This window comes from Pseudomonas sp. B7(2017), assembly GCF_002112745.1.
In the GTDB taxonomy this organism is placed as follows: domain Bacteria; phylum Pseudomonadota; class Gammaproteobacteria; order Pseudomonadales; family Pseudomonadaceae; genus Aquipseudomonas; species Aquipseudomonas ekonensis.
This window is the reverse complement of the sequence record NZ_NEIP01000015.1, coordinates 69,486-81,638: the sequence shown is the minus strand read 5'-3', so window position 1 is coordinate 81,638 and position 12,153 is coordinate 69,486. Positions and strand designations below refer to the sequence as shown.

General features: G+C 66.7%; 10 protein-coding genes. 5 read left to right on the top strand and 5 right to left on the bottom strand.

Features of this window, described 5'->3' with window-relative positions:
• The first annotated feature begins 248 nt into the window (after window positions 1-248).
• From CAG29_RS22680 to CAG29_RS22665, 4 genes are all read left to right on the top strand, one after another.
• The gene (locus CAG29_RS22680; RefSeq protein ID WP_085578751.1) at window positions 249-1,748 is read left to right on the top strand and encodes an efflux transporter outer membrane subunit; all 1,500 of its coding nucleotides are present in this window, start codon (window positions 249-251) and stop codon (window positions 1,746-1,748) included.
• Window positions 1,749-1,886: 138 nt separating this feature from the next.
• A complete protein-coding gene (locus CAG29_RS22675; protein WP_085578753.1) occupies window positions 1,887-4,079 on the top strand; it encodes an FUSC family protein in 2,193 nt (730 codons plus the stop codon).
• Window positions 4,069-4,269, top strand: coding sequence for a DUF1656 domain-containing protein (locus CAG29_RS22670; RefSeq protein ID WP_003221811.1), 201 nt, complete (start codon window positions 4,069-4,071; stop codon window positions 4,267-4,269). The genes CAG29_RS22675 and CAG29_RS22670 overlap by 11 nt, the downstream gene beginning before the upstream one ends.
• 25 nt (window positions 4,270-4,294) lie before the next feature.
• A complete protein-coding gene (locus CAG29_RS22665; RefSeq protein ID WP_085695166.1) occupies window positions 4,295-5,158 on the top strand; it encodes an HlyD family secretion protein in 864 nt (287 codons plus the stop codon).
• A 181-nt stretch (window positions 5,159-5,339) separates the two neighbouring features.
• On the opposite strand, the gene CAG29_RS22660 is transcribed toward CAG29_RS22665, so the two are convergent.
• Together CAG29_RS22660 and CAG29_RS22655 are read right to left on the bottom strand one after the other, a co-directional pair.
• Window positions 5,340-6,164, bottom strand: a complete 825-nt coding sequence (locus tag CAG29_RS22660) for an SDR family oxidoreductase (RefSeq protein ID WP_085578757.1) — start codon at window positions 6,162-6,164, stop codon at window positions 5,340-5,342.
• A gap of 45 nt (window positions 6,165-6,209) precedes the next feature.
• On the bottom strand, window positions 6,210-6,674 hold the full coding sequence (locus CAG29_RS22655) for a multidrug transporter (RefSeq protein ID WP_085578759.1): 465 nt from the start codon (window positions 6,672-6,674) through the stop codon (window positions 6,210-6,212).
• A 349-nt stretch (window positions 6,675-7,023) separates the two neighbouring features.
• On the opposite strand from CAG29_RS22655, the gene CAG29_RS28345 reads away from it, so the two are divergent.
• Entirely contained in the window at window positions 7,024-8,547 is a 1,524-nt protein-coding gene (locus CAG29_RS28345) for a hypothetical protein (protein ID WP_139831524.1), read from the top strand.
• A 90-nt stretch (window positions 8,548-8,637) separates the two neighbouring features.
• On the opposite strand, the gene CAG29_RS22645 is transcribed toward CAG29_RS28345, so the two are convergent.
• The 3 genes from CAG29_RS22645 to CAG29_RS22635 form a co-directional block, all read right to left on the bottom strand.
• On the bottom strand, window positions 8,638-10,089 hold the full coding sequence (locus CAG29_RS22645) for a mannose-1-phosphate guanylyltransferase/mannose-6-phosphate isomerase (protein WP_085578761.1): 1,452 nt from the start codon (window positions 10,087-10,089) through the stop codon (window positions 8,638-8,640).
• A gap of 209 nt (window positions 10,090-10,298) precedes the next feature.
• Window positions 10,299-10,955 carry an alginate O-acetyltransferase AlgF gene (locus tag CAG29_RS22640; protein ID WP_085578763.1) on the bottom strand — a complete coding sequence of 219 codons (657 nt, stop codon included), beginning with the start codon at window positions 10,953-10,955 and terminating at the stop codon, window positions 10,299-10,301.
• Between the two features lie 14 nt (window positions 10,956-10,969).
• A complete protein-coding gene (locus CAG29_RS22635) occupies window positions 10,970-12,145 on the bottom strand; it encodes an alginate O-acetyltransferase (protein ID WP_085656224.1) in 1,176 nt (391 codons plus the stop codon).
• Window positions 12,146-12,153: the final 8 nt, after the last annotated feature.

Sequence of the window (12,153 nt, the reverse complement as noted above, 5' to 3'; positions counted from 1 at the left end):
AAGTTTCAAAGGCGAGACCCCCGACTTAGGGATTATCTCGTTAACGGTAACAAAGATTCACAGGAATCCCAGCTTATCGCGGTCCGGGCGCCCTCATAGAATTGCGCCGAAGTGGGAATGGGGCGTGCTTGCGCATGCGCCAGGTCAACGGATCCGGCGCTCGGGTGTGCTACCGCACCGGCAGGCGACCGCTCCGTCGCCGCTCCCACAGGTTCCCCGCTTTTCCCCTCTTTCAGGAAGTCGCAGCAGTGCCGCGTCGCATCAACAGAGCGCTTTTGCCGCTCAGTGTTCTGGCTTTTACCCTGGGTCTTGGCGGCTGCATCGGAACCGGCGGGATCGCCCCGCAGGGCAAGGCGCTGGAGGCCAACGCACTGGCCACCGACGAGGCCATCGCCCACGCCGCCCGTGACGCAAACTGGCCCGCCGCGCAATGGTGGCAAGCCTTCGGCGACCCGCAACTGAACCGCTGGATCGACCTCGCCGTGCAAGGCAGCCCGAGCCTGGCCATGGCCGCCGCGCGGGTGCGCCAGGCCAAGGCCATGGCCGGTGCGGCCGAAGCCGCCGAGTCGCTGCAGGTCAACGGCCAGTCCACGCTCAAGCGCCACAACTGGCCGACCGATCCGTTCTACGGCCCGGGCGACCTGGCCAACACCACCACCTGGGACAACAACGCCGCGCTGGGCTTCAGCTACGATCTGGACCTCTGGGGCCGCGACCGCAACAGCACGGAACGGGCGGTGGACTTGGCGCACATGACGGCGGCCGAGGCGCAGCAGGCCCGGCTCGAACTGCAGAACAACCTGGTGCTGGCCTACATCGAGCTGTCGCTGCACTACGCCCAGCGCGACATCGTCGCCGCGACGCTGGCCCAGCAACAGCAGATTCTGGACTTGGCGCAAAAACGCCTGAACGGCGGGATCGGCACCCATTTCGAAGTCAGCCAGGCCGAAACGCCGTTGCCGGAAACCCACCGGCAACTGGATGCGCTGGACGAAGCCATCGCCCTGAGCCGCAACCAGATCGCCGCGCTGGCCGGCAAGGGGCCGGGGGAGGGCGCGCAGTTGCAGCGGCCGACCCTGTCCCTGGGCACGGCGCTGAAGCTGCCGTCGGCGCTGCCCGCCGAACTGCTCGGCCAGCGTCCGGACGTGGTCGCCAGCCGCTGGCAGGTGGCGGCGCAGGCCCGGGGCATCGACGTGGCGCACGCCGGGTTCTATCCCAACGTCGACCTGGTCGGCAGCCTCGGCTACATGGCCACCGGCGGCGGGGCGCTGGAGTTCCTGACCGGCAAGAAGCTCAACTACACCGTGGGGCCGGCGATCTCGCTGCCGATCTTCGACGGCGGGCGGCTGCGGGCGGAACTGGGTGAGGCGTCCGCCGGCTACGACATCGCCGTGGCGCACTACAACCAGACCCTGGTCAACGCGCTGAAGAACCTCTCCGACCAGTTGATCCGCCGTGAGTCGATGGACAAGCAGCAGACCTTCGCCGCCGAGTCCGTGGCCGCCGCGCAGAAGACCTACGACATCGCGATGGTCGCCTATCGGCGGGGGCTCACCGACTACCTCAACGTGCTCAACGCCCAGACCCTGCTGTTCAAGCAGCAACAGGTGCAGCAGCAGGTGCAGGCGGCGCGCCTGAGCGCCCATGCGCAATTGGTGACGGCGTTGGGCGGCGGGCTCGGTGCGGGCAACGATGTGCCGACGGCTGCGCAGACCCAGGCCCCGAAAACCCCGGCGCTGCTGCGGTGAACACACCTCGGTGCGGGAGCGGGCTTGCCCGCGAAGGCGGTGGATCAGGCGACCTCACTGTTGAACGTGACGCCGTCTTCGCTGGCAAGCCAGCGCCCACAGGTTTTGAGTCCAGACTGATTTCTTGAGCGTATTCGAATGACTCCCATGCCCGCCCCCCTGCGCTGGCTGCACTCCCTGGAATGGCGCCGGGGCTTCTTTGACTGGGCACGCAGCGACGGCGTGACCTGGGTCTACATCTTCAAGGTGCTGATCGCCGCGTTCCTCACCCTGTGGCTGGCGATGCGCCTGGAACTGCCGCAGCCGCGCACGGCGATGATCACCGTGTTCATCGTCATGCAGCCGCAGAGCGGCCAGGTGTTCGCCAAGAGTTTCTACCGGTTCCTCGGCACGTTGGCCGGGTCGGCGATGATGGTCACGCTGATCGCGCTGTTCGCCCAGAACACCGAACTGTTCCTGGGTTCGCTGGCGATCTGGGTCGGCATCTGCTCGGCCGGCGCCGCCCGTTGCCGCAACTTCCGCGCCTACGGTTTCGTGCTGGCCGGGTACACGGCGGCGATGGTCGGCCTGCCGGCGCTGGCGCACCCGGACGGCGCGTTCATGGCGGCGGTGTGGCGGGTGCTGGAAATCTCCCTGGGGATTCTCTGCTCCACCCTGGTCAGCGCCGCGATCCTGCCGCAGACCGCCAGCGCCGCCATGCGCAACGCGCTGTACCAGCGCTTCGGCGTGTTCGCCCTGTTCGTCACCGACGGCCTGCGCGGGCGCAGCAAGCCTGAGTCGTTCGAGGCCAGCAACGTGCGCTTCATCGCCGAGGCCGTGGGCCTGGAAGGCCTGCGCAGCGTGACCGTGTTCGAAGACCCGCACATGCGCCGGCGCAACGGCCGGCTGAGCCGCCTGAACAGCGAATTCATGGGCATCACCACCCGCTTCAACGCCTTGCATCAGTTGCTTGAGCGCTTGCGCGGCAACGGCGAGGAACACGTCGTGGCGGCGATCAGGCCGGGCCTGCAGGACCTGGCCGAAGTGCTCGACGGCTTCAGCGGCAGGTCCCTGACCAGCCCCGATGCGGCGCGCCTGGCGACGGCGCTCGCAGCCTACAAGGAAGGCTTGCCGACACGGGTGCGCAGCCTGCGGACGGCGTTCCAGGAGACCGGCCCGAGCGAGGCCGAGCTGCTGGATTTCCACACTGCGTACGAATTGCTCTACCGCTTCGTCGACGACCTGCACAGTTATGCACAGACCCACGCGTCCCTGGCCGACCACCGCCACGAACGCGAGCGCTGGGACGAGCCGTTCACCCCGCAGACCAGTTGGTGGGCGGCGGCCGCTTCGGGGATCCGCGCCTCGTTCATCCTGATCGTGCTGGGCAGCTACTGGGTGGCCACCGCGTGGCCGAGCGGCGCGACCATGACCCTGATCGCCGCCGCCACCGTGGGCTTGTCCGCTGCCACGCCGAACCCCAAGCGCATGGCGTTCCAGATGGCCTGCGGCACGTTCCTCGGGGCGCTGATCGGCTTCGTCGAGATGTTCTTCATTTTCCCGTGGATCGACGGTTTCCCGCTCTTGTGCGTGATGCTGGCCCCGGTGATCGTGCTCGGCTCGTTCCTGGCGTCGCGCCCGCAGTACGCCGGGGTCGGCCTCGGGCTGCTGATCTTTTTCAGCACCGGTTCGGTGCCGGACAACCTGACCATCTACAACCCGTACACCTTCATCAACGATTACATCGCCATGGTCATGGGCATGCTGGTGTGCGCCGCTGCCGGGGCGATCATCCTGCCGCCCAACAGCCGTTGGCTGTGGAAGCGCCTGGAGCAGGACCTGCGCGGCCAAGTGGTGTACGCGATCAGCGGCAAGCTCAAGGGCCTGGCCTCGGGCTTCGAAAGCCGCACCCGCGACCTGATGCACCAGGCCTACGGCCTGGCGACCGGCCAGCCGCTGGTGCAGAAAAAACTGCTGCGCTGGATGTTCGTGGTGCTGGAGGTCGGCCACGCGATCATCGAGCTGCGCAAGGAGCAGGCGATCCTGCCGGTGCACCCGGCGTACGCCGAGTCCCAGCCGTGGCGCCAGTCGATCCGCGTGATGGGTCGGGCGCTGGTGCGGCTGTTCCTGCAACCCAACGCCAGTAACCTGGAGCGGGCGCTGGTGGCGGTCGATCACGCGATTGGCCGTGTCGCCGCCACCGACGAGCCGTTCGCGCCGCACTTCGACACCTCGGCGCTGCGCCGGGTGAAAAGCTACCTGCACTTCATCCGCACTTCGTTGCTCGACCCGCAATCACCGCTCGCCGCCTACGCGGCCGCCAAGCCCGAAGGACTTGCCCATGCCCCGTGAAATCGCCTTCCACGGCGTGTACATGCCGACCATGACCCTGATGTTCTTCGTCGCCGCGGCACTGGCCTGGGCGCTGGACCGCTTCCTGTCGGGGTTCGACCTGTACCGCTTCTTCTGGCACCCGGCGCTGCTGCGCCTGAGCCTGTTCACTTGTCTGTTCGGCGCGATGGCGCTGACCGTCTACCGCTGACTCTCCAACTCTGAAGAAGGTCTTGATGAAAAAGTTTTTCAGCCTGCTCGCGACCCTGCTGGTGCTGGCTCTGGCGCTGTGGATCGGCCGCACCTTGTGGGAGCACTACATGAACACCCCGTGGACCCGCGACGGCCGGGTGCGGGCGGACATCATCAACGTCGCCGCCGACGTCACGGGTGAGGTGGTCGATGTGCCGGTGCGCGACAACCAGTTGGTGAAGAAGGGCGACCTGCTGATGCAGATCGACCCCGAGCACTACCGGTTGGCGGTCAAGCAGGCGCAGGCCCTGGTGGCCTCGCGCAAGGCGACGTGGGAGATGCGCAAGGTCAACGCCCACCGCCGCGCCGACCTGGACAACCTGGTGATCTCCAAGGAAAACCGCGACGACGCCAGCAACATCGCCGACGCGGCCCTGGCCGACTACCAGCACGCCCAGGCGCAGCTGGAGGCCGCCGAGCTCAACCTCAAACGCACCGAAGTGCGGGCGGCGGTGGACGGCTACGTGACCAACCTCAACGTTCACCGCGGCGACTACGCACGCATCGGCGAAGCGAAGATGGCCGTGGTCGACATGAACTCGTTCTGGGTCTACGGCTTCTTCGAAGAGACCAAGCTGCCCCACGTGCGCGTGGGCGACCGGGCCGACATGCAACTGATGAGCGGTGAAGTCCTCAAGGGCCATGTGGAGAGCATTTCCCGCGGCATCTACGACCGCGACAACCCGGAAAGCCGCGAGCTCATCGCCGACGTCAACCCGACGTTCAACTGGGTGCGCCTGGCCCAACGGGTGCCGGTGCGGATTCACATCGACGAGGTGCCGGAAGGGGTGCTGCTGGCGGCGGGCATTACCTGCACGGTGGTGGTGAAGCAGACCGACGGCCGTTGATCCGTTGTGTGGCGAGGGTGCTTGCTTCCGCTAGGGCGCGCAGCGGCCCTAAAAACGGGTCTGCTGCGCAGCCCGGCGGGAGCAAGCGCCCTCGCCACAGGGGACAGTAAGATGTGTTGATGAGCGCCAGGGCCGGGTCGACGGTCTGGGCCGGCCGGTTCGGCCATTTCGCCGGCCGCCGTCAGAGGCTTGCGCGCAACCCGAACCGCTTCATCAGCGTCGATTCCAGCAGACCCTTGGGCAGCCAGGTCGCCAGCAACGGCAACGCCCGGCTGCCGTTGCCGATGCGGATCAGCCGGGGCGGCTTGGCCTGCTGCACGGCCTTGAGCAGTTCGGCGGCGAAGTCCCGGGCCGGGGTCGGCTTGTCCTGGGATGCCTTGGCCCGCGCCCGGATCCCTTCGCGCAGCGGAAACCACGGCGACTGTTCGGTGATCAGTTGCTCGGCCTCATGCCCGGCGTTCTTGGCGAAGCTGGATTCGATGGCGCCCGGCTGAACCTCCATCACCCGCACGCCGAACGGCGCCAGCTCCATGCGCAGCGCGTCGCTCAGGGCGTGCACCGCTGCTTTCGAGGCGCAGTAGGCGCCGGCGAACGGCGTGACCAGCACACCCGACACGCTGCCGACGTTCACCACCAGCCCCTTGGCCCGGCGCAGCACCGGGAACAGTGCGCGGGTGACGCCGACGATGGAGAACACGTTGGTCTCGAACTGGCGCTGCATGGCCGCCACGCCGCCGTCGAGCAGCGGGCCCATGGCGCCGTAGCCGGCGTTGTTGATCAGCACGTCGAGGCCGCCGCGCTCGTGGTTGAGCCGCTCGCTCAACTGCTCCAGCGCCGCGCCGTCGTTGACGTCCAGCTGCACGGCGGTGAAGCCGGCGGCGCTCAGCGCGGCGACGTCCTCGGCCTTGCGCGCGCTGGCCCAGACGTCATAGCCGGCGGCCTTGAAGGCGTCGGCGAGGGCGCGGCCGATGCCGCTGGAACAACCGGTGATCAGTGCAACGGGCATGGCGCATTCCTTATGCAGAGGTGAAGGAGGCAGACGTGAAGGGGATCAGTCGGAGAAACTACCCTGCAACCGCTCGGCGCGAAACTCCAGGGTCTGCGGGCGGTAGCCGGGACGCAGCGGCGGCAGCGGCAGGCAGTCTTCCCAGTTGCCGCCGGGCTGTAGTTCGCCGGGGCCGCGGTAGCGCGGGGCGGTGTACTGGTTGTCGGCCAGGTTGACCGTGTCGCCCGGCGCATACGCGGCGATGCGCCAGCGCAGCTCGGTCAGCGGCACGTCGTTGCCGTTGTTCATCTTGAGCTGCAACGGACGGTCGGCGGGACACTGTTCGGGGGCATAGGCGATGCGCAGCTCCAGGCGCGCCAGTTGCTTGACCTCGCGGTTGTCCAGCCACACCACCCACATCGCCACCAGCCCCAGGCCGACGGCCGCCGCCGCCGACACCGGCAAGGCCTTGGCGGGATAGCGCAGCAGCAGGATCAGCCAGGTGATGACCAGCAGGACGCCGATGAACATGTCGCGCAACCTCGCAGGGATGGAAGGCCATCCTACCTAAGCGTAGAGGGGGTTGGCGATTGGCAAGTGGTGTGCGGCGCCAGGTCCGGCCCCTTCGCGGGCAGGCCAAGGAGGCGGCATTCGGCCGAGATTCCCGGTGGGAGCCAGCCTGCTGGCGATGGCGCCGGTCGAGGCTGCGCAGGACCTGACCAGGAACGTTTCTCCGGGCATCGACCCGACGAAGAGGCTGGAACGACACCCCTTTCGGATCGACAACGGGAGCGCCACCGGTCGGGACTGTAATTTCTGACAGTGGCCGTCGCGGCGGAGCCGGTGTTGGATAGCGTACACGGCCGGTACCGGAGGACGTATGGGACGCTATCTGATCTGTTGGGCCTGTCTGCTGCTGGCAGCCTGCCAGTCCTCGACGCTCGACGGACTGTCTTCCGACCCTCGCTCGGCTTTCCAGAAGCAGGGCGAGGCCGTGGCAACGGCGCTGGCCGACCGGTACGCCGACACCCGAAAGGATTGCGGCAGCGCCTCGAAACCGGCGTTCCTGTGCGCCGGCATTCTGTTCCGGGGCACGATCCATTCCACCCAATACCACTTCTGGAACCCCAGCCCGATTGCCGTGGAGAAGGGGGGGCTGTCGTTTTCGTACCTGCGGCGCGACTCGCAGTACCGGCAGATCGATTCCACCTACGACCACGGTTTCGTTTTCCACCCGATCCTGGATACGCCGGTCGGCAAGCGTCACATCGAAGTGCTTTGCGTGTTTCCCATCGACGGCGCCACGTTCGACCGCGAAAACCCCGGCTGCGGTGCCCACCGCGCCTACCCGCAGCAGAGCCGGCGCTGCCAGTCGCAGGGCATCACCACCGCCGAGCAATGGATGGCCCACACGGTGCGGCCCGGCGTCGCGCAGGGCCACTACCAGTGCAGTTTCGATGTGCGCGACCAAATGAACGACGCGGCGGCGGACGCGTTCTACCAGGCCTTGCGCGTGATGACCCTGCACCAGGATGTGGCCTTCCACAGCCGCAACGAGCTGATGCTGGCGACCTGGCCGCAGGACATCCCCGGGGAGTTGCCGATCCAGGCGCTGTACTACACCGGCGGCGGCTTGACGTCGGCTCAGTACGACCAGCAGGACTTCTATGACCGCAGCGGACTGAGGCTGCCGATCATCCGCATCGAGCTGCCGCAGACGCCGGCGCACCAGGCGCGGTTCGTGTTCGATCCCGCCGATCAGGTGTTCGATCCGCAGAGCAAGGTCTTGCGGGTCGCTTCACTGACCGCCTCACCTCAGGCCGATGCCTTCACCTTCGCGGCGGACAGCGGGTTTCCCCGCACCGGCTTCAGCGGTGCGCGCTACAGGCTGAACATGGCCGGCGGGACGCCCCCGTTCGCGTTCAGCAGTGCCGAGCCGGGCCGGGCCGAGATCGGCGCCGGCACCGGCGAGGTCACGCTCAGGGGGCATGGCCCGGTGACGTTCACCATCAAGGATGCCGGGGGCCAGAGCGTGCAGTACACGCAGCCCCAGGCGACGCTCTGGTTCACCGCGTTGGCGTGCCATATGGATTGGGCTTCGGCGGAGCGCTATGCGAACGGTCACGGCGTGGCGCTGCCCAGGCCGCTGGAACTCAACGGTGGCTACCTGCTGCGGTATCCGGGGGCGCTGTACCCGGAATGGGGCGACTTGGTGCGCGGGTACGGTTGGCCGACCGGGGCGTTCGACGCCGCCCACAACTACGACCGTTCGATCCCCGAGTACTGGACGGCTCAGGCTGCCTCGGCGGGAGACTACGCCACGGCGGCGGTCACCCTGGGCTACGCCCATCGGCGGCCAGCGGCCTGGCGGCTCTGTTCGGTGGCGGTGTCACGCAGCCCTTGAGCCCGCGGGGGGCAGACGAAAAGCCCCCGCCTGGCCTGCCGCGGATAGGGGACGCAGCAGGTCGGACGGGGGCTTTTTGTCACAGGAAGGTCACTGTGCGATGGTCTTCACCGACACGCCGCGCTCGACCGGGGTGGAGCGGCCGTAGATGTCTTCGAAGCGTTCGATGTCGTCCTCGCCCAGGTACGAGCCCGATTGCACTTCGATGATCTCCAGCGGGATCTTGCCCGGGTTGCGCAGGCGGTGCACCGAGGCGATCGGGATGTAGGTGGACTGGTTCTCGGTGAGCAGGAACACGTTCTCGTCGCAGGTGACTTCGGCGGTGCCGCTGACCACGATCCAGTGCTCGGCGCGGTGGTGGTGCATCTGCAGCGACAGGCACGCGCCCGGCTTGACCGAGATGTGCTTGACCTGGAACCGGCCGCCCATGTCCACCGAGTCGTAGGAACCCCACGGACGGTAGACCTCGCAGTGGTTCTGGGTCTCGCTGCGGCCCTGTTCGTTGAGGGTGTTGACCATCTGCTTGACGCCTTGGACCTTGTCCTTGTGGGCGATCATCATGGCGTCCTTGGTTTCCACCACGACGATGTTCTCCAGGCCGATCACCGACACCAGCTTGCCGTTGCCGTGGATCATGCAGTTCTTGCTGTCCTGGATCACCACGTCGCCCTTGCTGACGTTGCCGTTGGCGTCCTTCTCGTTGACCTCCCACAGCGACGACCAGCAGCCGACGTCGCTCCAGCCGGCGGTCAGCGGCACCACGCAGGCGCGCTGGGTCTTTTCCATCACCGAGTAGTCGATGGAGTTGTCCGGGCAGCAGGCGAAGGTGGCTTCGTCGAAGGTGATGGTGTCCGGATCCTGGACGCTGCGCTCCAGGGTCAGCAGGCAGGTGTCGTAGATGTCCGGGTCGTGCTTTTTCAGCTCTTCGAGGAAGCGGCTGGCGCGGAACAGGAACATGCCGCTGTTCCAGTAGTAGCCGCCGGACTCGACGTATTCGGTGGCGCGCTTGACGTCGGGCTTCTCCACGAAGTGCGAGACGCGGCTGACGCCTTCGGGCAGCAGCGAATCGCTGACCGACTTGATGTAGCCGTAGCCGGTCTCCGGTTTGGTGGCCGGCACGCCGAACAGCACCATCTCACCGTTTTCCGCCGCCACCGTGGCCAGGGCCAGGGCGCGCTGCAGGGCTTTGCGGTCTTCCAGCACGTGGTCGGCGGGCAGCACCAGCATCAGCTCGTCGCGGCCCTCGTTGACCAGCATCATCGCGGTCAGCGCCACCGCCGGCGCGGTGTTGCGGCCGAACGGCTCCATCAGGATGCGCTGGGCCTCCAGGCTGCGGTTGGCCAACTGCTCGTTGACGATGAAGCGGTGCTCCTTGTTGCAGACCACGATGGGGGTGTCCATGCCGTCGAACACCAGGCGCTCGACGGTCTGCTGGAACAGGGTGTGTTCGCCGGTCAGGGCGAGGAACTGCTTGGGGAACTGCTTGCGCGAAAGCGGCCAGAGACGGGAACCGCTACCACCTGACAAGATCACCGGAATCATAATGTTTACTCCATAAAATCAATTGGGTTAGAGCCACGAACCTGCGTCGTTTCACTCTTGTTGTTGTCTCGTGTCCGAATGCCCGCCTCGGTTCCTGTGGGAGCTGGCTCGCCAGCGATCGCATCACCTCGGTGTATCTGCGCAACCGAGTTGTCCGCATCGCCGGCAAGCCGGCTCCCACAGGGATTCGGGTCAGTTCGGGAAATGTGTCAGCGGGTCGACACCGGGCGCTTCACCCACACCGGCGACAGGCTGCTGCCCGTGCCGGTGACGTACAGCACCGCCGCTTCGCCGCGCTCCAGGGCGACCGGCTTCACGTCGCCGACCTTCTTGTCGCCTTCGTACAGCGCCAGGCTGACCTTCACCGGGTTGATCTCGCGTTCGCCGCGGCCCTTGGCGGCCACGTTCGGCACCACCTCGGTCTTGCCGTCGGCGGTCTTGAGGGTCAGCGGCTTGTCGCTGAGGTTCTGCACGCGCACCAGGGATTTCTGCTTGTTCTTGAACGGCGGCTCTTCGATCAGCTGCGGCGCACCGGAGGCGTTGTTGACCAGGGTGTAGTAGTGGTCGCCGGCCAGTTTCACCGGCAGGGTCTGGCTGCCGACCTTGGCGCTGTAGTCGCCGCCGGGCATGAAGCTGAAGTCGCTGCTGGCCAGCGGGGCGACGTCGCTCAGGCTGGTGCTGCCGACGGTGGCGCTGACTTCGGCATTGCTGGCGTTGTAGACGCGCACGAAGGTCGAGCCTTTGGGCGCGGTCGGGCCGTAGAGCGCGGCGTCGCCGCCGGCGAATGCCTGCACCGACAGCACGCTCAGGCCGGCGACCAGGGCAAGGCGTTGGGCGAGACGACGCGGAGTTGGAGTGAAAGTCATGGTGTACCTCTCTTTCAGTTTTGCGCCCGGTCGGGCGTCTCGGATGAAGTGTTCACAGCTACGTTCTGTTGGCGCGCGCCGGCTTGTTTGAGCTCTGCGACCCACTGCGGGTCGGCGTCGCCGATTTCGTTGTTCACAGGCAGATATCGTTCAGGGAACTCCCAGATCAGCACCTGGGGCGGGCTGTTCTTGAAGTCGTCGCTTTTCAGGTAACTGAGCATCGGCAGGATCGGGCCGTGGCCGTCTTCGGCGTAACTGACCACGTCGCTGTTGAGCGCCTGCTTGAGCGCGCCGACGAAGTTCCAGTTGGGGTTGGCGCTGTAGCTGGTGCCGATCAGCGCCACCGGCACTTCGCGGCTGGCGAACAGGGCGTCGTCGCCGGCCGGCTGCGCGTCGGCGGCCACGGTGTTGCGCTTCTGCAGCGGCTCCTTGGCCGGCATCAGGTTCTCGAACAGCGGATCCAGCGGCAGGAACAGGCGCAGGTCGCCCTTGTGCGTGACCTGCTCGGCCGGCGTGGTGACGAAGCGCTGCGGCTCACCGCTGAGCGGGAACTTGTCGGCGATGGTCTTGGCCAGGGTGTCGGCGGCGATCTCGGCGCCTTCCGGGGTCCAGTGGGTGTCGGTGCGCAAGAACACTTGCTGACCGTTCTGCTTGGCCTTCTGCAGCGGGCCGAGCAGGTCGGGGGCGAGGATCTTGTCCGCGGCGACGCGGGCGTGGAAGTCCTGATACAGGTTGGCGTGGATGCTCGCAGGCTTCACTTCGCCCAGGTGTTCCGGGTACAGACGCACCTTGGCCGGCACGATGGCCATCACCAGTTTCACGCCTTTCGCTTTGAGGGTCTGGCGCACGCCTTCGACCAGCGCGTAGTTGCCTTGCAGGTTCAGCTCTTCGTTGACGATCGGGTTGAATTCCTCGTCGCTGTACAGCCACTGGTCACGGCCGAGCACCACGCCCGGACGGCCTTCGTTGAACAGCTTGAAGTCCAGAGCGGCCCACAGATTGGTGCCCAGGCGCTTGATCGGGAACTCGTCGTCGTAGTGGGTTTCCACGGCTTTGGTCCAGCGGCCGTTGAGCACCGTGGCGTCGGCGTTGGTGCTGAAGCCGAAGAAGCTGCGCAGCGACCACAGGCCGAGCACCAGCAGGGTCAGCAGAAACAGGGCGATGTAGAACATGCGTAATGAGCGGGTCATGGCAGATC